Raw genomic sequence first — 21,155 nt, forward strand, 5'->3', positions numbered from 1 at the left:
CATATTGAATCATAGGTACCTATTCTTTTTTCGGTTTTTTGGTAGTGATATAATCAAATTGAAAGAACAAGTTGAGGTGATGGAGATGGAATGGCAGGAAGTGCGTTCACTGTATCCGAACCAATTTGTGAAATTACAAGTATTGAAGTCTCGTTTACAGGGGGATCAGGAGATCATTGAAGAGGTGGCTGTCATTGGAACGGTTTCGGATGAGGACGCAACTCGTGAGTTACTGCAATCAAAAAGGGGATCAGCTTGTTTATCACACTAGTCACAAGGAGATTGTCTTAAAAGTTCGTGGAACGATTGGCCTGAGAGGGAAATTTTGTTATGCAGATTGAATAGCGCGATGGGTTATTGTTTACAGAAGAGAAGGCGTGAAAGCCTACTTCTTTAGAGGTGGGATGAAACGCCTTTATTTTTTCAATCATTCATTTTTGTTGGATTTTGTTGGGGAAACTGATACAATCAACGTATGAAACAAGAATACCGACGTACAAAAACCACCGTTTCTCTCATCCACTACCACTTTGTTTTCTACCCGCGCTATCGATGAAAGATATGAACAGGTTCAGTGGAAATTCAGTTTAAAGAACTTGTTCAAGAGATTTGTTCCGAACATCATTGGAACATCCTTGCCATGGCAGTAATGCCAGACCATTGCCATTTGTTCTTAAACTGCCTTCCTACAGATTCTCCATCCGGCATCATGGCCAAAGTGAAGGCTTCTCGGATTTTAGGGCAAGAATTTCCCATCTTGCTCATTTGCCTAGTCTATGGACATGTTCCTTCTTTGTGAGCACCGCAGGAAATGTATCAAGTGAAACCATCCAACGATATGTGGAAGAACAAAAAACAAGGGGGGGTGAAACGGTGCAAGCATTGACAATTAAAATTCGATTCTTTCCAGATAACCCTGAGCTGCTTCGTCAGTTGAGCAGAGAATATATCCATACCGTAAATGCTTTAACCGAACAAGCCGAGAAACAAGGTTCTTTCCCGAAAGTAACAACAAAAGATGTGGACGCCCATCTTCCTTCGGCTGTTCTGAATCAAGCGATTCGTGATGCGAAAAGTGTATCAAAGAAAATGAAAAAAGAAGGGAAGCGCCCCATCCTCAAAAAACCGGTATATTTCGTCAATAATCAAAACTATACCATTGGCGAGCAAATGATCGCATTTCCGATTATGTTGGATGGAAAAACGAGAAAAACAAGATTTCGAGCGATGGTGACAGAGCGTGATAAAAACCTGATCCAACATGCTAAACTTGGACTGATGCGCATTGTGGAAAAGACAGGAAAGTGGTATGCACAAGTTTCGTTAAGCATCCCTGTGACCAAAAAGAAAAATGAAAAGGTCATGGGTGTTGATCTCGGACTAAAAGTTCCTGCAGTAGCTGTGACTTCGAATGGAAAAACTCGTTTCTTCGGAAATGGAAGGCAAAACAAATACATTCGCCGTAAATATCAACAAAGAAGGAGAAAGTTAGGGAAACTCAAGAAGTTGTCCGCTATTCGCAAAATGAACAATAAAGAGCAACGCATAATGAAAGACATCAACCACAAAATCAGCCGCCAGATTGTCAACATGGCCATCAAGGAAGATGTTTCCGTTATTAAACTTGAAAAGCTGACGAACATTCGTCAGACGGCAAGAACAAGCCGTAAAAACGAAAAGCACTTGCATACATGGAGTTTTTATCAGCTTTCCAAGTTTATTGAATACAAAGCTAAGTTAGCTGGAATTTCGGTTGTGTATGTGGACCCGAAATACACCTCTCAACATTGTCCGCAATGCGGAACAAAAAATAAAGCCAGAGACCGCAAGTATGTATGTAGGTGTGGGTACGTCGCGCATCGGGATCGAGTGGGTGCGTGGAATATAATGAAGGCACCTGTGGCAGATGGAGTAGCGTAAGCGAAAGTCTGCCAGCCTACGGAGCTATAGGCTCTGCCGTAGGACGGGGTGATGGCACACCCCTGAACTTGGGGGAACTACGGATACCAGAAATGGACTTCCGACTACCACCCAAGAATCCCACGACTTTAGTCGTGCGGAGTGTCAAGTCGATAGAAATTGTTTATCGAGGAAGGTCCAAGTTGATTGATAATATGGTCATTGATACTGGTGCTGCCAAAACACTGATTTCTCAAAATGCAGTAGAGGATATTGATTTGCGAGTAGAGATGGGCGATCATATTGTTACTTATTATGGAATCGGTGGAAAAGAGCACGCATTTACAAAGAAATTGGACTCTATTAAATTAGGTTCTTTTCAACTCAGAGAGTATGAGGTTGATTTTAGTGGGATGGATTATGAAGGGATTAATGGTTTGTTAGGATTAGATATATTGCTAGACGCTGGACTTGTCCTAGACCTAGCCAAATTAGAAATGTATCGTTCCGGTCAAAAATAAAGAATAGTATCCGTGCGTTGTGATCCGAAAGGAATCTGTGCCACTGTGCATTACCCGAAATACGTCGAAGTGCGGTAGATATCAGTAAAGAGAGCCTTTGACAAAATCATCCGGCTCTCTTTTGATTTATATTCGGAAAATTCTGCTTAAAATTTTTGTTTTTCCTCCTTTAATATATAAAAACCCGTCCCTACATATAGGGACGGGTTTGTGCCCGCGCTACCACCCTTATTCCGCATATGTAAAAATCATGCGGCTCTCCATCACGTACAATCATACGCATTCCATTATAACGGTGGACAACCCGTCAAAGCTTACTATGTTTCAGCTTTGCATCTCAGAGATGATCTTCGGATAAGGCCTGGACATCGGCTTTCACCAAACGCCGACTCTCTGTAGAACAGGGATCCTATCTTACTCTTCTCGTCATTGATTTTTATTATTTGAAAATAATTTAGCAGAGTAAAACTGAAATGTCAATATTTTTAGAGTTTATGCTCTTTTTGCAAAAAAAGATCTCTGATCTTCGTGTGAGCACAGGAATATTCCTGCTTATTAACTATGATGTGTCCGTGAAAAACTATATTAAAGCTCCAAGAGAATCAAGGAGATTTTCCAAGAGTGCTTGAAACGAGAATTCCTTTAGTTTCAAAAGCGGCGGATGTTACATATTTTGATGCGAACGGAGCCAACACGCTCGGACAAAAATAGGGTTGGTCAGTCTCGAGTTTGCTTGAATCATTTAAGAATGTAACGGAGGAGTTTCTATCTGTCATCGCTTAACTTACGACAGAAGTGTTTGAGATTCTATTTTTTTTGGTGTTTTTATGACATAATTCGACAGAATTTTTGGTACCGTCAAGAATTTTGTGTAATGTAATGGGGTAGGGTTTCTCTGAATTCAATTTTAGACATAGGTAGGGTTATTAAAAATCATTTCAATATCATAGATAAATCCAATTTATCTCTATTTGGATTTGAATTCTACAACCCAAGTGTCAAATGAAATTTAGTATACTATACCAAAGTGTTCCGAAGCACAACGATGACAAGTGCTTTTATCAAATCGATGTTCTGCTGCTACCCTTTTTCCGCAAAACTGGCATTTTCGATATTGCCTTTTTCTAGAGTTGATGGTCTTCATCAATAACTCAAGTATTTTCTCTTTCATTTCTTCTTCCTCAAGACTTCTTAAACTATCGAGCGGAGTGGAGTATTTTGGATAAATAGAAGGATAAGGAGCGGGCATGTACCCATCCCATTGAGTCGCTTCAAACCCGAATTCCATTTCCTCTGTTGTTTTACGCACATAAACTTCGATTTCTGGGTCATATTCAGGATTGTCGAGTTTGAAATAAAGGGTTGTCTTATAAACTGGATCTGAGTCAAACTGGAAAAAGCTGAATTGTTCATTAATCCATTTCAATACCTTATCTTTTGTGTTATGTTTCATGTTTTACTCCCCTAGTCAATTCTCTATTGGATTTTATGCCTGAGTAGCCGTTCGGTCGCCCAAACAGAAAGCGAATTACGATAGTGTTCTTCTTATTGACTTCGGATGTTTTATTCTATTTTCTTAATGGCGCCAGCGACATCATAGTCCAAAGGGTCTAATTCTGTTGGTTTTCCGAGTACGAGCTTTGCCAGTTCAGAACCTAAGTAAGGACCAGCTGTCAGTCCGGATGCGCCTAATCCGTTGGCCACATAGATGCCTTCGAAACCTGGAAGCGCTCCAAAGACCGGAAGAAACCCAGGAGTGTATGGACGAAAACCAACTCTTGTTTCAAGATGAGTACAATTCGCCAGCCCTGGAGCTACGGTTAAAGCTTTGTCTAAAACTTCATGCAATCCACCAGCCGTTACTCTGCAATCGAAGCCGACGTCATCTTCATGAGTGGCTCCGATGACAATACGGCCATCTTTAAAGGCAAGGAGATATTGATTATTTGGCGGCATGACAACGGGCCAATTGTCTGTATCCTGTTCTGGTCTTTCAAGGTGAACGATTTGCGCTTTTTGCGGCACTACTAAAAATTCAATGCCTAACGGTAGAAGCAGCTCTTTTGACCACGCACCAGCCGTTGCGATGACGGCATCTCCTACATATTGTCTTCCTTCTACTTCGACACCGATTACTTGTGCACCTTTATGGATAAGTTTTGCGTTTCCTTTGATATAAGCAGCTCCAAGCTTTTGTGCTGCCCGAACTAAGGAGTTGCGAAGTGCTCTTCCATTGACGCGAGCGGCGCCACTGACATGAATGGAGCTATACTCCTCTGCCAATGGCGGAAATAGTGCTTTTGTTTCCTCGGGAGACAATCGCGTAATTTCGCCGATTTCTGGTGCGTCCTCACGACGTTGTAATACTCTTTCCTTGATCTTTTGAAGCTTCTCTTCATCTGTATGAAGACAGATTGCTCCTACACGCTCATATCCCGTTTCCGTTTCACCATAGAATTTCAGTTCTTCGATTAAAGCAGGATAAAATCTCGCTCCGCCTTTCGCTAAACGATACCAACGCTTATTTCGACGCTGGGAAACCCATGGACAAACAATTCCAGCCGCAGCATCTGTTGCTTGGCCTTTGTCACCTCTATCTATTAATGTTACCTTTGCTCCTTCTTTGACCAAGTGATAAGCGGTAGACGCTCCTAAAATTCCGCCTCCAACGACGATGTATGATTTCATAAAAAACACCTTTTCTATTTTTTCTTTTTCCATCATTAGAATAGCACATGATGAAGCGTTTGCGAAAAGAAGTAAGAGTTCATTTCTAAGGGGATCGTTCCCGGGTTAATTCTGCACTTTTTCACCGAAGCAGCAGGAGTATTCAGCAACGCCACAGGCGGCAGACGAGGCGCCCATTTTTTGGCATTTGCCAACGGAATTTTAATCTCTTTCTTACGAGCGCACTTGCTCCCAGTCCTTAGCTCGTTTGGGTTTGAAGGGACGATGTTCGGAGATTCGGATTTTGAGATTTTGTTGGGATATTTAATTAAACTATTTTTGTAAACAGCTTCGTTTGCTTGATGCAAGAAGCTGGTTTCATGAACGCTTTGCCCGCGAACGCATTCCCGCTTTGATGGAGGTGTTGGAGTGGGTTCAAGATTTAGATAAAGAAATTATGGAAGAACAGTGTCTGGTGCTGTTTGCAAGTAATTCATATGCTATAATACAAAGAAATACAAACGTGCCAAAAGGGTGGCGTTTCGATTTGTCGATAAATGGAAATCTTTTTTTCACGTTCGAGGGAAGCATGTTTTATTTTAATAGAGGGACTCTTCTACAAGGGTCGAATAAAAATAAATAGGAGAGAAACATGAGTAGAAGTCGAGCCCTTTAATGATTTACCACTAAACGGTTATTCTTGGTTAACGAACATGAAAATAGTGATGAACAAAAGGAGAAAGGAGAATGAAAACATGGCATTTTTGCAAAAGATAGAACCGTATGTCGTCAGTGGCGATCCGATCGTTCAGCAATTCGTTTTGCAAGCGCTCGAGGAATATCCACACGTTCCGAACGAGTGGACGGAGCGGCTAATCGAAAAGGCGGTGCGTTCGCATGGGAAACATAGAGAAATATTATGGGATTTGCGGAATCATTCGTTAAGCGAAAGGGCTTTGCTGCTGCTGATCGAAGGATTGAAGAGGGAAAAGGCCGGAGAAGCCCGTCCGTATTTCAACTTGTTGGACAATGTCGAGCCCGCATTGGCCATCAAATATAAAGCAGAATTAAAGCCATATATTTCTAATGGGACATGGGAACTGTATGAGCTTCTATTGCACGGAACAAAGGAAGAGGTATGGCGCGAATATGAGCGCATGTTGGCTTTGTTGGAGGAGAATGTTTCCTATAACGATTTGCAGTTTCGAAGAACGAAAAAAATTGCTGCCGCGCTTGTCCGGAATGGCTGGATGACCGAGGCGGAGATTGATGATATTTTGCAAGCAGAAAAAGAAGAATGGTTTTCGTTTGCTGGTGTTTTTGCCGTGTACGCCGCCGGACGATTGAAGCTAGAAAAGCATATTCCGCTGCTGGCTAGTTTGTTAGTCAAGGATGATGATATTCTTTTGGAAGAAGTTGTTTCGGCGTTACTTGGGTTTCAGTCGGATGCCGTTGTCAAGGCGGTTGCACCGTATGTAGAGAAACAAGAATCCGTTATTTTTGCGATTTCTGTGCTTGCCAATACCAAATCCACGCTTGCCGTTGACGTGCTGAAAAACGCCTACAGACGGGAAATGGATGACGATATAAAGTCATTGCTGTTTGAAGCGCTTTGCCAACAGCTTTCCGAAGAAGCGCTGCCGGAAATTAACGAATATATGGAAAAAAGACGGAATGCTGCTATGATTGATACAGAGCTTATCGCATACGGTTTTTATCGGGTGATGGGGATCGAGCACCCGAATCTCGAGAAATGGGGACAAATAGCTCTCGAAAAAGAAAAGAGATATGAACAACTGCAACATCAACTCCCCCTGAAAGTCCCTTATCGCAACGTAAATAAAATCGGACGCAATGATCCGTGCCCGTGCGGGAGCGGGAAGAAATATAAGAAATGCTGCGGGGCATAGGGGAGAGAGGACGTTAACTTAAAAGGTTTGTTTTATCTCAAGTGGATCGCCCACAAATACGTTCAACCATCGAATTCATCGGAGAAGCATGTCAATGAATTTCGTGTGGTACGAGACGCCAAACCGGCGCTCGATTGTCCGGCTGTTATTTCCATACGCTCCGAACGTCGTCATCGTCGGCTTTTTATCGAGCTTTGCTGCGGGGATTATTTCGATGTTTATCTTGCCGCTCGTCGGCTTAAAAGAGATTGTTCCTAGGCTGATTCCGCACTTTTTCACGGGAGCCGCTGCCGGTGTATTCGGCAACGCTACAGGCGGCAGATGAGGCGCCATTTTCGGAGCATTTGCCAACGGAATTTTAATCTCCTTCTTACCGGCGCTCTTACTACCAGTACTCGGTTCGCTGGGGGTTGAAGGGACAACGTTCGGAGATTCGGATTTTGGGATTGTTGGGATTTTGTTGGGATATTTAATCAAGCTGCTTTCCTAATTGCATAGGAATCCCCCACTTCGTTAAAATTAGTGGGGGTTTTTTGTGTTTTTTAAGATAGATTCTGTTAAAGAAAGTTGTTGATTTTCTTGTTCAACTATACTGAAATCATCCTTCTAATGGTGTCGCAACTATGTGGCATGATTGTTTCCCATGGAAGAACGTAATTCTTCCATAGCCTATGGTGTTGAAAAATGTAGCATGATTGGCTAACGGGGAAGGATAGTGGAACAAGGAGTTTTGAGCATTTGGAGGTTTCTTAGTTTTTTACTTGGTTTATTAATTACAACTATTATGATGTTGTATCAGGGATGGCAAATCAATGTCCCGCTACACAAGATATCAACTTGTATAAGTATTCAAATTTTGACCGAAATCTCCAAGAAAGCCCAACCCTTTATGTTAGGGAAATGGATGAATTAAATCGGGAATATTGGGAAAATTATGCAATCAGTAACCCAAATGAATAACAGAAAAATTATTAATTCTTGTTTCACTAACGGGGGCAATAGTGGAACAAGATATGCAAAAAAGACCGGAATAAAATTGATTAGATTTGTATAGCTTGGGTCGGTTCATGGGGCATGAAGATATACAGATTACAAAGCGTTATCTTTAAAGCATTGAAGATGAAAAGATTATTGAAATCGGATGAAATACAAGCCCATTAAATGAATCTAAACAGGTAGTAATCAAAAAAACAAAAAATTCGGGATAATTGTATTTATCAATGGACAAGCATTTTTAGAGTTGGAGATAGGGAAACTTATTGCGTTTAACGATTCATTCATTATCGAAGCATTAGCAAATGGTCAAACAATGTGTTAGACGAGAGTTTTGAAGGAAAACAAGTAGTAATCAGAAAGGCAGTGACTTAAGTGAAAACGGTAAAACTCACTGAAAATGAACACGTCGCCATTAAAGTTGCGCTATTTTCGCATATGTAGATCATTAAAAAAGATATTGAACAAGCGAAACGGGAAGAAAAAGATCCATCGTTTCAAGAGCAAGTATTACGAGAAGCACAACAAGCATTTGAAGCGTTAGCATTGCAAATTAAGTAAAAAAACGGAAGTGGGTATTTGCGATATCCACTCCCAATGACAGGTTTAAAGTATAAATTTATAAAATTATTGAATTTTGATGTATTATTTTTCTTAATATTCTTGAGATGGTAAAATTCCACTTGTAAAATTATTTTAACAGATGATTCGGAATATAAAGCGAGGGCATAAAATACAATTGGGGGAAGATAAGATATGTCAGAAACAAAAGAAATTTTACCAATAACTATTTATCTAAATCAAAAAATAGTGTTTGATTTGTTGGCTGTAATTGATGATGGTTTTTCTCAAGTAACAAAATTAAATATCTCTAATCAAGAAGGAAAAAAGAATGGAGTAGATGGTAGTGCGGAAATTGGAATAAGTAATGCATTTGGATTATTTGGAGTTAAATCAAAGATAAATGCAAGAAAAGAAAAAACACAAACGGAATCTACTTCAAAGTCGGAAGAAAAAGTTCACACTCCAACGTCTCTTTTTGTAAAATTACTTTCTTATTTAGAGGAGAAAAATCTTGTCAAAGACATTAACGATAAAAATGATTTAATTAATTTAAAGCCAGGAGAATTTGTAAGATTTAATAGTACATTAGAGCAAAATCCTTTAGTTTCACTTTTAGAATCGTTAGAACAAATGGCAGTTATGGCAATAAGACTTGAAAATAAAAAGAAAAACAAAGCTCAAAGCGAAGATCAAAATATATTGAAACTAATCAAAGGTGTAAGAGAAAGTTTAACTCAGCATGATATGATTGATTTAATTAGCACAATAAAAAATTCTCATGAAACAATAAAAGCAGTATTACCTGTATATATTAATTTTTTCTTTAATAGAAGTATGAATGAAATTATAGACGGTAATTATACTGTAGTGGGAAAAGTGGCAAAAGTAGTGTTAGATCAAAATGATAATATAAACTTGTTTAGGAATACTGGCTTTAAATTGTTAAAACAACATACTTTAGAAAAAATGTTTACTTCATTTAATGATCAAGCAGATGAACAATTAGAATTACCAGAAATAATCACAAGAATTAATGAACCGGCTTTATTAGTTATTCCAATTGCGATTTATTCATAACCATTTAAATCAGACTGTTGAAAAACGATTTTGTCAAACGACAAAATCGTTTTTTTATGATATATGTTGAGAAAACAACTGATGAGGAGAAACCACTTATGTACTACTACCAATCGAACTTAGAGATTCAACAAAATCGTCGAGCTTATGAATCCATGTATGGTCCTAACCATATCTTGGTTCAAATCGACAAATTGATGGATTGGAATCATGTATATCAGTTACTTGAACCGTTTTATCCAAGTACCATTGGCCGCCCCACGATTGATCCGTTGATTTTTGTAAAAATCCTCATGATTCAATATCTGGAAGGGTTTCGATCCGTTCGGTTTACCTGTAAACAAATCCAGCAACACGCCACGTATCGCTGGTTTTTAGGCATTTCCCCTACCGATAAAGCCCCTTGCCACTCCAGCATTTCCAAGTTTCTTCGCCATCGGGTCGATCCCGGTGTATGGGAAGTGTTATTTGATCATGTCCTTCAACGGATTCAAGAAGATGGGTTCTTGTCTCCAGACACGTGGGCAGCGGATGAAACAGAGTGAAAAGCGAACGCCAATAAACGGAAACGCATCCAAGTGATTCAGACGATAGTGGAGAAAGAAGACGAGGACGTGTTACAACTGGTTAATGAAAAACGACAACAGCATGAAAAAAACGTTAGCTCCCAAAGCAGAGAAGCTGGAAGCCAAAAAGATAATATGTAGCGTCACAGATCCAGATGCTAGGCTATCGGTCAAACATGATCCGTGTGGTCTCTTTGCGTTCCACGATCATCGAATCGTTGACACCTTGCATAATTTTATTTTGGATGCTTACGTAACTGCCGCCACCGTGCCTGGTCATTGTATTTTGATGGAGCGAATCGAGCGTGTTGAACATCGAGTAGGATATTCTCCCAAAGAAATAGTGTTAGACGCCGGTTATTATAACGCCCGACTAGCAAGAGAATTAGAGAGAAAAGGGATTTTGGCGTATATGTCGTATCGACGCTTTCATCGAAAGGAACATCCGGATTGTCGTTCTGTGAAGTTCCAGCAAGTCACAGACGATGTGTATGCGTGTCCCTTTGGCATAAAGTTCACCTATTCGACGTCCACCCGTTCTGGATATCATGAGTACAAACCAGCAGTAAAAGGAAGTTGTGTGGGATGTCCTGCCGCAAAAGGCGCAAAGGATCGTGTATTTCGAGTATCCGTTCATCAAGATATCTACGAACGAATGCGGAAACAACGATTATCGATGAGAGGAGAAGTGTTGCGATCGGTACGTCCATCGACGATTGAGCGAAGTTTCGCCGAAAGCAAAGAACTCCACGGTCTTCGTTTCACACGATACCGTGGAGTCCAGCAAGTACAAATTCAGATTTGGATCACTGCCATGATCCAAAACCTCAAAAAGTAGACCAAATTGCGATCACTCCAACAATATGGTCTATATCTAACCTACCAAATGGAAGAGAAAAAGAAAAGAAAAAGTTCACACTCCTCGTGAACTTTTTCTTGACGTCCAACTTTTTCAACACTTTGACCTTATCATCATAAGGTGGCTTTTCATTCTGCCGAAAATCAACAATTAATGATAACAGAGCATATTTTTAGGTTCTTGTTCAGACTGTTAAGACACTTCGATGTTAAGGTTTCTTATTTTTATAAAGTTCGTTGTTTTGATAAATTTTTTAAAAATATGTTTAGTGACAGGCAATAACAATTTCGGTAGAATTATGTACGTTAGCAAAAATTGTCGAAAATCCAGTTTTTTTGTAAACGGTTAATTGTCCAAAATTTTAAGACATGTACTTTTATGAAAAGATTTTAAGGAAGGTGAAATCGTATGAATTTGTTTAGGTAACTAGAGAAGAAACAAAATGAGGAAAACGAGTTATAAGAAGGAGGAAATGGTGTTGAGTTTAAGAGAGGTGTGGAGATGGATACTTGATTACACGGACAATGAAACATTATTTGAAATTTATAAAGAAACTAAGGTTAATTTCGCCGGATTTAGAGCCTTAAAATCACCCAATGATTTGAATCAAAATAAAAGAATGATGTTGATTAATGAACTAACTAAACCAAAGAACGTTTCTAAGTTAAATTTTTGGATGCAGAAATTTGAAGAAAAAAACAAAAAATATGATGAATCTATCGGTGATAAAGAATTAAGCGAACTAGCGGAACTAGCGATGAAAGAATATTCTCCTGCAATTATCCTTTCTATACTCATCAGCCGCTCAAAGACTGAGAAAGCCGAACAATTATATTCGTTTATGTTAGAGAACATAGGAAAAGAAAAGATGGATAAAAGAGAGTGTGGTTACGAAGTTGAATTAACGGAACAAGAGAAAGAAAATGATAAGGAGGCAAAACAAAATGAAGATGTAATTCAAAAAGAAAGACGAAAAGAGATAGAGAAACTTGAAAAGAAATATCAAACAAAAATTGCTAAGTTGGAAGCAAAAAATCAAAATTTAAAGGAAGAGATTGAAAAACGTGATGCAAAAATTAAAGAAATTAATGAAAAAACAAATGAAGAAAAGCAAGAGTTGCTTCGAAAGTTAAATGAGAAAACGCAAGCGTATGCAGAATTGGAAAAAAGATTGAATGCTCTTAAAAAAAAAGTTAGAAGAACGTGAAAAAACATGGGAAAATGAAAAACGGGAATTGATAGAAACAATAGAAGACTATAAAAAACAAAATAGTCATCTTCATGCAAGAATATTAAGTTTGACAACGCAAATAGAAGAAAACAAAGTATCCTTAAATAATTCAAGACTTAAGAAAAAAATCGCGTTGGTGGGTAATCCATACAATGATATCATCAAGAAACAAGATGAATACGATTTCTTTATTGTGGAAGAAAGTGATTTAGAAACGTATGAGTTTCCAGAAGATATTGAGGAATGTTGGGTTTTAAATTATCGAGTGAATTTAAGGCAACGTAGGCAGATTTCAAAAAATCCATCAGTTAAAAATAAAAATATACAATATATAGAGAACTTTGAACAATTAGTAAAAAAAATCAAAGCAGAAAACGAACTAGGGTGGGATAAGAATGAATAAAAAATGGAATGTAGACATATTAGGTGTTTTAGCAACGGCTGAAGAAATGGATCACTTTTTAGGAAAAAATGAAGTATTTATTAACAACACAGATACTTTGCAGTTTTATATTAAAATTTTATCACAAGAACCAGATAACTTTCCTAGGCATATAAAATTAGTGACATGTTATGCAGAGGAATTAGTAAACTGGGGTTTTGAAGATGATATTACATTGCCTAGAGATAAACGAGTAGAACGTTTAAAAGATTTTTTGAAAGATGTAGTAATTGTGTTTCGACCAGAAATGAGAAAGGGTCAGGCTCAGAGAGAATTTTATGTGGCAAAAGATGTACAAATTTTACCTAAAAATGATTCCTTTCGTAACACATTGAAATTTATACCGATTCCAATCTTTTCGAATGATAAAAATTCATCAAATAGAAGTAAGGATGAATTTGAAGAAGCGTTAAAGAAACCAAGTTATGTTGGTAAAAATAATCAAGTGTCACAAGAGGAAAATGATACACCTAATTTTGTTGTTTGGAAGGAAGGAGAGAAATTTATCGCATACGGGGAGTTTGAAAGCCATGTATACGCATACGGAGGATTTCGTTTCACTCCTTTAAACAACGAAATTCGAAAAACTGTAATGAAAGAAGATTGGATTCAAGAGTGTTATATACACAATCATGTCATTTTTGTAGAAAATAATCTTCATGAAACAATTGTATCTGCTATTAGGAATGGAGAATTATTGGAAAATAAAGAAATTCAACGATTAAGTGAACAACAAGAAGATATAAGGATTGGGGAGTCTACCGGTTTTGAAAGAGTTGAAAATGAAATAGCGGCAACTACAGAAGCGGTAAATTTGGCGGAAAGAGAATTTTTAGAGCGTTTTATTGAAATTGCGAGAGATGAAGGATTACATTATCGTGAAGAGGATTTATATAACTTTCACACGGCTATGAAAACAGGTGGATTGGTTATTTTAGCGGGAATGAGTGGAACAGGAAAATCTAAACTAGTTCAAGTTTACAGTAAAGCATTGAAATTAAGTAGTAAGCAAACGCTTTTTATTCCAGTTCGTCCGTTTTGGCAGGATGATTCTGATGTTATAGGTTATGTTGATACATTAAATAATGTTTATCGCCCAGGAGATTGTGGTTTGGTAAATTTATTAATCGAAGCAAGCAATGATACTGATAACTTATATATTGTTTGCTTTGATGAAATGAATCTAGCTCGAGTGGAACATTACTTTTCACAATTTTTGTCAGTATTGGAATTGGAAGAAGGACAAAGGAAATTGCAACTTTATAATGAAGAATATAGCAATCGTCTGCATAATTATCATTTATATCCTCCTTCTGTCCCAATTAAAAGTAATGTAATGTTTGTCGGAACAGTAAATATCGATGAATCAACATATCACTTTTCCGATAAAGTGTTGGATAGAGCAAATGTAATAAATTTACAATTACAACCGTATGAAGTTCTTCTAACATCAAAACCTGAAAAGAAAAGCACGGCTGATTTGAAAGAAAGAATGAGTGCAGATATGTATGCATCTTTCCGTAATAAAGATAAAGAAATAGGTTTGACGAGAGAAGAATTGAAGTTCTTATGGAATCTTCATAATGCAATTCAAGAAGCAAATCGGAATATTGGTATTGGATGGCGTATTGTGAAACAAATTGGGCGTTACATGAAGAATTTGGTTCCTGACTCTCCACTAACACGTCAACGTGCTTTTGACCTTCAAATTGCACAAAGAGTAATGACAAAAATTAGAGGTTCAGAGGAGCAGTTGGAAAATTTAGTTGGTGTATATAACAAAGACAATGGTGAAGTAGAGAAAAGTCACTTACTCCTATTATTGGATGAGGCTTCAGAAATATCTGATTTTCAAACTGTAAGGAAAATTATTAAGGAGAAAGCAAAGGAGTTAAAATTACATGGTTATACCGTTTAAATTGGAATTAAGAGAATTTAAAAATACTCCTATTCCAATTACGAATTTTGTAACAGATGAGTCCCAAATTTATCAAATGGATGAGAAACAATTTATATGTGTAAGAGAAAATGTAGACTTATCCGTTCGATTTAAATGTGATGACCCTAATGCTAAATTATACATGGATGGATTGGATACTCTTCCGGCTCGTTCCGTACAACAAGACGAAAAAGGGGATATTTATATATCCCCTTCTAATGAGGAGATATATTTGTATAAACAAAATAATCGAAATCAATCAACAGATGATAAAGAAGATTATTATCCATTGGTACCTGGTAACTATCAAATTAGAGTTGAGTTAGATGGGCAAATATATTATTCATGGTTTAAGGTGAAACCAAAACAAATGACCGAAGAAGAGTGGGAGGTTATGAAAAATGAAATAGAGGAAACCCTACGAGGTTTAGCCCAGGAATTAATTGGTAAAAATTCGAGTATCAGTTTTTATAAGAATTCTCCTATACCTATAACAGTTTTAAGAAAATTGATAATCATAAAACGCGATTATTATAAATGGATACAAGCTTTGCAGCAAATTTGTGATAACCCAAGAATTCAAATAAAAAAAGAATATTCACTTATCCCTACAGAAAAAAATCCATTGATTGATGAAAAAACAATACGATATCATCTACGGCATCCAGAAAGTAAAAATCATTTATATGCTCCTAAACATACTCGAAAATATGATTTGTTAGAAAATAGGTGGATTCGTTATATTTTAAATTTTTTAATAAAAGAGATGACGGATGCATTACAATATATTGTTAAGTATAAGGAAAAGGCGCAAAAGGAGCTTGAAGCGGAAGAACGATATTATTCGGATGATAACATTAGGGTAATAAGGAAGAAAAAAGCGTTATTTGAGTTAAAAGAGTTTGAGGAATTTGCAAAACGGGTTAGGAACGAATGTTATCGAATTCTTCAAGTTCCTTGGATGGATGAAGTGAAAAACGAAAAACCGGTCCATATTCCTCATGTAATGGGTCTAGACCAAAGGTATAGAACAATGTACCAGTTATATCGTTCTCTAAAAAACGATGATGTTTCTGTAGTTTGGGATAAACAGTACCAATATTATTGGAAGAGGACGGATTTATTATATGAAATTTGGGGGCATATAAAATTGATTCAAGCATTAAGGAGTGAAAGACTAGGATTTAAAGTGGAGAAAGGCTGGATTTTTGATAATGATTCGTCTTCTTCTGTAAAGGTTCCGTTTTTAGAACCTGGAACCGTTATACACTTTCGAAAAGGAGATATCAAAATCCATCTTTTATATGATAGTTCGTTACCATTTAACAGCAAAGAAACGTCCTCTGAAAATCCTGTTTATACTGGAAGTACACATAACCGACCTGATTCAAGAATAGATATTTTTTATATGGATGATTATGTAGGAAGCATAGTTGTTGATTATAAAAATAGACCATTAATTTATATTTGGGATTCTAGAAAAGGCGGAAATCATTATAGAACAGATACGATGAATCAATTGGATAGTTATAAATCAAGTATTCGTTCGAAGATGGTATGCATAAAGAAAAATCCAAGTAATAGTGAGAAAGTTGTGCATCCGGTCGAAGAGGTATGGGCAGTTTATCCAAGAAATTACAAAAACCCTAAAATGGAAAGCCCTTTGGAAGACTATGGAATTCGTTTGGTTGAATTGAGTCCAAAAGATGACATGAAAAATTTCGAGGAACAACTAAATGAGGTAATTGAAAAAGTAATTAATAAATATTATTCCTATTAGTTTAGTAAATAAAAAAGCTTGCTTTTCAACTATCCTGAAAATTAATATTTTCATTCTTCTGATGGTGCCGCATAGATGCGGCATGGTTTGTCTCCTGTGGAAGAACGAATTAACTTCCATCATCTATGATGCTGCAAAGCGAGGCATGGGTGGATAACGGGAATCAATAGTAACATGATAAGATAAGAATTGTTGTCGTTGTTTTGACAATAAAAATGACAATGACAAAAAGCTCGGATAAACGTTAAATATGTAGAATGACAATTAACACTTGAATTGAAAAGCCTGTATCTTAAATTACCAAGTAATCATTGATGATGTATAAAAGTTTGTGTAAAGCATTTTGCTAGAACAAAAGAAAAAAGGTAGGGTATTCTCTGATTTAGCCATAACAACATTCCAGAGAAAGGAGAACCCTACCTATGTCTAAAAGTATACCGAATGTCGACTGGACAAATCAACTGGAAAGCGTCATTCATCAGTTTGTAAAGGAAAAATTAGAACTGATCATGCGGGAAGAAATCAAGAATTTCCTCGAAATAGAACAAGCCGGAACATCGAATATGAGAAACGGCTGCTATCAACGAAATCTAGATACGCAATATGGCCGGATTGAAGGTCTTTTGGTCCCTAGAGACCGAAACGGAGAATTTCAAACACAGCTGTTTGCCCCTTACCAACGCCACACAGGCTGGCTGGAGGAAGCCATCATCAGGATGTATCAAAGTGGCATGAGCACACGGGAAATTGGCAAGTTTATCGAACGAATTCTAGGAAATGCTTATTCTCCTGCAACGATCAGCCGTATTACCGATGTCGTGAAAGGAGACATCGAGAAATGGCACCATCGTCCACTATCCAAACGTTATTCTGTCTTATATTTGGATGGTTTATACGTAAAACTTCGTCGCGAAACCGTGGAGAAAGAAGCCATTTATGTGGTGTTAGGGGTGAATGAAGAAGGATATCGCGAAATTCTTGATTTCTTTGTGGGAGGACAGGAAAGCGCCTATGTATGGCAGGAGATTCTTCAACAACTATACAACAGGGGCGTAAAGGAAGTGCTTCTGGGCGTATTCGATGGACTACCGGGGTTGGAGGAAGCCTTTAAGGCGGTGTATCCGAAAGCCGATGTGCAGCGTTGTGTCGTTCACAAAGTCCGCAACACGCTCCATCGTGTTCGGAAAAAAGACCAATTCGAAGTGGCCGAGGATCTCAAGCTGATTTATCGCGCGCCGAATAAGGAGATGGCGTTACAAATGTTTCAACAGTTTGAGTCGAAATGGTCCAGCAAATATCCAAGAGAAGTTCAATCTTGGGCCAATGAGTTGGATGTCCTCCTTACATTTATGGATGATCCAAGCAGTATTCGAAGTGTGATTTACACGACCAATGCCATCGAACGAACGATCAAGAAGATTCGGAAACGCCTAAAACCGATGAACAGTTTGAATAGTTTAGAAGCCGCTGAAAAAATCGTGTATTTGACCATTCAAGATTTTAATGAGAAATGGGCAGGGCGAAAGTTGCGAGGATTTGCCGAAGCGCAGGAAGCCCTTCAACGAATGTTTGAAGAACGTTGTCATTAACCAAATACTGCAAATAAACAAAATAGGGGAATTCTCCTTTCCACACAGGAGACTGAATACTCAGTCTCCTGTGTGGAGAAAATCAGTCCCCTATCAATTCAAATCCATTTCAGAGAAACCCTACCCCATTACATTACACAAAATTCTTGACGGTACCTAATCATTGATACAGGCTTGTTTTATTTTTTTGGCGTTTCACTGTAAATTATCACTTTATTTCCGCACAAAAAAGACTCTTTTTTGCACATTCCTTCGGAATATCCCTCTCCCCCTTTCCGAAAGAATGTGCTAAATTTTTTGTGAATTATTTCGGAATGGGACATGGGTGATTTCCAGAGGGGGACGAGGACGTGATTCGGTTTCATGACTTTCAGGTCGATGTCCAGACATATGCCCAGCGGGGAAAACAAAACGACTTTCCCCTTCTTAAGCGGTGCTCTCATTGCCAGACAAAACGCCCTCTTTATCGCCATGGGTACTACGAACGAAATGCTGTGACGTCGCATCAGTCTTATCGCATTTGAATCGCTCGGTATCGCTGCCCGGAGTGCAGGAGGACGGTGGCCGTGTTGCCTTCATTTCTTCTCCTCTATTTTCAGTATACGTTGCCCACCATATGGAGAGTGGTGAAAGAACGGTTGGGCCTGACTCCGAAACGGGGGATGGAGGAGGCTCCACTCCTTCCTACGGATGAAGGGGTTTTGTTTTATGTCCGACGTTTATTCCGAAATTTGAACCACCTTCATTGGTTTTTTGCGGAGCGCTGGAGAAAAATTGGTCCTGCCATCGCCCAAGCGAGAGAACGAGCCCTATGGTGGATCCAGACGATGGAGGAGATCGGCCTCTTTTTCGTCATCCAAGAGATATGGGAGCACCGATCGACGCATCTTTTTGCACGTACATTCAGTTCCTGACTTTACTTATATCCCCTTATATGGAATCATTTATAGATTCCACAAACCTTTCCTCTCGACGGTCGGGGGAATGATCCGATAGGATAGAGACAGGATGGACCGATAAGGTCCTAGAATGGGATGAACGAAGGAGGAGATCGAAATGAATGAGTCGATGAGACAGGAGATCGCTTTATTTCGGTATGGATTGATCGCTCCATTGGTGAATGGACAAGTCGATCCAAAAACGTACTTGAAGGAAGTAGCGGAACGGATCCATCAAGTTCCCCACCATGGAGAGAAACGCATCGCCGCCAAAACGATCCTCGACTGGTGCACGCAGTACAAAAAAGGGGGCTTTGAGGCGCTGAAGCCGAAACGACGGTCGGACCGTGGCCATTCCCGGAGGCTGTCACCTGAAGAAGAGGATCACATTTTAGCCCTGAGAAAAAAACATCCCCACATGCCCGTGACGGTGTTTTACCAACACCTTATCGAGCAGGGGGAAATCCAATCCATCTCTTATTTCACTATATACCGACTTTTAAAAAAATACAACCTCGTGGGGAAAGAAATTTTGTCGATTCCTGAACGAAAACGATTCGCGTACGATCAGGTCAATGAGCTCTGGCAAGGTGATTTGTCCCATGGCCCGTCGATTCGCGTGAATGGCAAAACGCAAAAAACGTTTTTGATTGCCTATATCGATGACTGCTCGCGGGTCGTGCCGTACGCTCAGTTTTCTCTTCCGAGAAATTTGACGGGTTGCGGATCGTGACCAAGGAAGCGCTGCTTCGATACGGAAAGCCGAAGCGAATTTACTCGGATAACGGCAAGATTTATCGGGCGGAACCCTTGCAGTACGCCTGCGCGGAGTTAGGGATCACCTTGATCCATACCCAGCCGTACGATCCGCAAAGCAAATGGAAAATCGAACGATTTTTCCGCACCGTACAGACGCGGTTTTACCCGTTGCTCGAAATGAATTCACCGAAGTCGCTCGAAGAGCTAAACGAGCGATTTTGGAAGTGGTTGGAGGAAGATTACCATCGAAAACCGCATGCCTCGTTGAACGGGAAGACGCCACATGAAGTGTTTCAATCGCAAGTCCATTTGGTGTCGTTCGTCGAGGATTCGGACTGGCTCGACTCGATCTTTTTGAAACGCGAATACCGTAAAGTGAAGGCCGATGGTACGATCACGTTGAACAAGCAGCTGTATGAAGTTCCGCCCCGGTTCATCGGACAATCGATCGAACTCCGTTATGATGAACAAGGCGTGTATGTGTACGAAGACGGTCAACGGGTCGCCGAAGCGGTCCTTGTTCGCTTCGAGGACAATGCCTATGTGAAACGCCATCGGTCACCGTTTGCGACGGTTCCGGTAGAGGGAGGCGAAAACGATGTATAAAACGTTTTATTCCCTTTCCCGGGAGCCGTTTTCGAAGGAGACGAATCCATCAGAGGCTTATCAAGGGGCCTCGTATCAAGAGAGAGGCCCTCGCCGCTTTGGACTACGTGAAACGAACAAGAGGGATCGGGCTATTGATTGGTGAACCAGGGGCCGGCAAGACATTCGCCCTTCGGGCGTTTAAGGAATCCCTGAATCCGTCACTGTATCACGTCGTTTATTTTCCATTGTCAACGGGAAGCGTGATGGACTTTTATCGCGGCCTTGCCTTCGGGCTCGGGGAAGAGCCGAAATACCGCAAGGTCGACTTGTTTTATCAAATCCAACAAGGGATCGAGCGCTTGTATCATGAACAACGGGTAACGTCAGTGTTCATCCTCGATGAAATGCATTTAGCAAAGGATGCCTTTCTGCAGGATATCGCGATCCTGTTCAACTTTCACATGGACTCAACGAATCCGTTTGTCTTGATTTTGGCGGGGCTGCCCCATTTACAGGCAAAACTACGGTTGAATCAACACCGTCCGCTTCACCAACGAATCATCATGCGATACCAGATGGGGCCTCTTGATTAAGGAAGAAGTGGTAGGATATATCGAACACCGCCTGAAACAGGCGGGGGCGAAACACCCGATTTTTACCCCAGCTGCCTTAGAAGCGATCGCCCTGCGGTCGCAGGGGTGGCCGCGGATCATCAACAACCTCGCCACCACTTGCCTGTTATACGGCGCTCAATTAAAAAAACATATGATTGACGAAGACATTGTGCGTATGGCAGCCGAAGAAATGGGGTACTGACACAGCAGGGGCTGATC

Annotated in this window: 11 protein-coding genes, 7 pseudogenes and 1 other annotated feature; of the genes and pseudogenes, 16 read left to right on the plus strand and 2 right to left on the minus strand. The window is 39.5% G+C overall.

The genetic code is table 11. The features are described from left to right. Positions 1-85 precede the first annotated feature (85 nt). The 4 genes and pseudogenes from DER53_RS11420 (at position 86) to DER53_RS11435 (ending at position 2,420) form a co-directional block, all read left to right on the plus strand. A pseudogene (locus DER53_RS11420) lies at positions 86-341 on the plus strand (hypothetical protein). A gap of 134 nt (positions 342-475) precedes the next feature. After that, positions 476-864, plus strand: a pseudogene (gene tnpA / locus DER53_RS11425) (IS200/IS605 family transposase); the annotation flags it as partial. Between the two features lie 9 nt (positions 865-873). Next, positions 874-1,920: an RNA-guided endonuclease InsQ/TnpB family protein gene (locus tag DER53_RS11430; protein ID WP_062755366.1), complete on the plus strand. Its 1,047-nt coding sequence runs from the start codon at positions 874-876 to the stop codon at positions 1,918-1,920. A gap of 92 nt (positions 1,921-2,012) precedes the next feature. After that, positions 2,013-2,420 (plus strand): retropepsin-like aspartic protease, encoded by a 408-nt coding sequence (locus DER53_RS11435; RefSeq protein ID WP_062755364.1) that lies wholly within the window; start codon positions 2,013-2,015, stop codon positions 2,418-2,420. Between the two features lie 195 nt (positions 2,421-2,615). Then, positions 2,616-2,859: a binding site (T-box leader), on the minus strand. Positions 2,860-3,429: 570 nt separating this feature from the next. On the opposite strand, the gene DER53_RS11440 is transcribed toward DER53_RS11435, so the two are convergent. Beyond that, a complete protein-coding gene (locus DER53_RS11440; protein WP_062755362.1) occupies positions 3,430-3,873 on the minus strand; it encodes a hypothetical protein in 444 nt (147 codons plus the stop codon). 110 nt (positions 3,874-3,983) lie between these two features. Beyond that, positions 3,984-5,108 (minus strand): NAD(P)/FAD-dependent oxidoreductase, encoded by a 1,125-nt coding sequence (locus DER53_RS11445; RefSeq protein WP_062755360.1) that lies wholly within the window; start codon positions 5,106-5,108, stop codon positions 3,984-3,986. A gap of 87 nt (positions 5,109-5,195) precedes the next feature. On the opposite strand from DER53_RS11445, the pseudogene DER53_RS11450 reads away from it, so the two are divergent. The 12 genes and pseudogenes from DER53_RS11450 to DER53_RS11515 all read left to right on the plus strand — a co-directional run. Next, positions 5,196-5,432 (plus strand): annotated as a pseudogene (locus DER53_RS11450) (PTS transporter subunit IIC); the annotation flags it as partial. A gap of 410 nt (positions 5,433-5,842) precedes the next feature. Then, complete coding sequence (locus DER53_RS17200; protein ID WP_062678840.1) at positions 5,843-6,997, plus strand: SEC-C metal-binding domain-containing protein; 1,155 nt, start codon at positions 5,843-5,845, stop codon at positions 6,995-6,997. A 102-nt stretch (positions 6,998-7,099) separates the two neighbouring features. Next, a pseudogene (locus tag DER53_RS11465) lies at positions 7,100-7,487 on the plus strand (PTS transporter subunit IIC); the annotation flags it as partial. Positions 7,488-8,746: 1,259 nt separating this feature from the next. Beyond that, positions 8,747-9,631 (plus strand): DUF6414 family protein, encoded by an 885-nt coding sequence (locus tag DER53_RS11470; RefSeq protein ID WP_062678843.1) that lies wholly within the window; start codon positions 8,747-8,749, stop codon positions 9,629-9,631. A 98-nt stretch (positions 9,632-9,729) separates the two neighbouring features. Further along, positions 9,730-11,125 (plus strand): annotated as a pseudogene (locus tag DER53_RS17750) (IS1182 family transposase). Between the two features lie 409 nt (positions 11,126-11,534). After that, entirely contained in the window at positions 11,535-12,263 is a 729-nt protein-coding gene (locus DER53_RS11480; RefSeq protein ID WP_062755354.1) for a hypothetical protein, read from the plus strand. After that, the gene (locus DER53_RS11485) at positions 12,232-12,690 is read left to right on the plus strand and encodes a hypothetical protein (RefSeq protein WP_062755352.1); all 459 of its coding nucleotides are present in this window, start codon (positions 12,232-12,234) and stop codon (positions 12,688-12,690) included. The genes DER53_RS11480 and DER53_RS11485 overlap by 32 nt, the downstream gene beginning before the upstream one ends. Further along, positions 12,683-14,647, plus strand: a complete 1,965-nt coding sequence (locus DER53_RS11490; protein ID WP_062678847.1) for an McrB family protein — start codon at positions 12,683-12,685, stop codon at positions 14,645-14,647. The genes DER53_RS11485 and DER53_RS11490 overlap by 8 nt, the downstream gene beginning before the upstream one ends. Beyond that, positions 14,631-16,448: a DUF2357 domain-containing protein gene (locus tag DER53_RS11495; RefSeq protein WP_062755350.1), complete on the plus strand. Its 1,818-nt coding sequence runs from the start codon at positions 14,631-14,633 to the stop codon at positions 16,446-16,448. Before DER53_RS11490 ends, DER53_RS11495 begins: the two co-directional genes overlap by 17 nt. 422 nt (positions 16,449-16,870) lie before the next feature. Next, complete coding sequence (locus tag DER53_RS11500) at positions 16,871-18,037, plus strand: IS256 family transposase (RefSeq protein ID WP_062755348.1); 1,167 nt, start codon at positions 16,871-16,873, stop codon at positions 18,035-18,037. Positions 18,038-19,093: 1,056 nt separating this feature from the next. Then, positions 19,094-20,340, plus strand: a pseudogene (locus tag DER53_RS11510) (IS481 family transposase). After that, positions 20,333-21,138: pseudogene (locus DER53_RS11515) on the plus strand (ExeA family protein). Before DER53_RS11510 ends, DER53_RS11515 begins: the two co-directional pseudogenes overlap by 8 nt. Positions 21,139-21,155: the final 17 nt, after the last annotated feature.

Origin of the sequence: Parageobacillus toebii NBRC 107807 (assembly GCF_003688615.2) — a bacterium.
Taxonomy (GTDB): Bacteria; Bacillota; Bacilli; order Bacillales; family Anoxybacillaceae; genus Parageobacillus_B; species Parageobacillus_B toebii.

Coding starts and splice junctions, on each gene's coding strand:
- DER53_RS11435 (WP_062755364.1), top strand. CDS start 2,013: ATGGACTTCCGACTACCACCCAAGAATCCCACGACTTTAGTCGTGCGG.
- DER53_RS11440 (WP_062755362.1), bottom strand. CDS start 3,873: ATGAAACATAACACAAAAGATAAGGTATTGAAATGGATTAATGAACAA.
- DER53_RS11445 (WP_062755360.1), bottom strand. CDS start 5,108: ATGAAATCATACATCGTCGTTGGAGGCGGAATTTTAGGAGCGTCTACC.
- DER53_RS17200 (WP_062678840.1), top strand. CDS start 5,843: ATGGCATTTTTGCAAAAGATAGAACCGTATGTCGTCAGTGGCGATCCG.
- DER53_RS11470 (WP_062678843.1), top strand. CDS start 8,747: ATGTCAGAAACAAAAGAAATTTTACCAATAACTATTTATCTAAATCAA.
- DER53_RS11485 (WP_062755352.1), top strand. CDS start 12,232: ATGCTCTTAAAAAAAAAGTTAGAAGAACGTGAAAAAACATGGGAAAAT.
- DER53_RS11490 (WP_062678847.1), top strand. CDS start 12,683: ATGAATAAAAAATGGAATGTAGACATATTAGGTGTTTTAGCAACGGCT.
- DER53_RS11495 (WP_062755350.1), top strand. CDS start 14,631: ATGGTTATACCGTTTAAATTGGAATTAAGAGAATTTAAAAATACTCCT.
- DER53_RS11500 (WP_062755348.1), top strand. CDS start 16,871: ATGTCTAAAAGTATACCGAATGTCGACTGGACAAATCAACTGGAAAGC.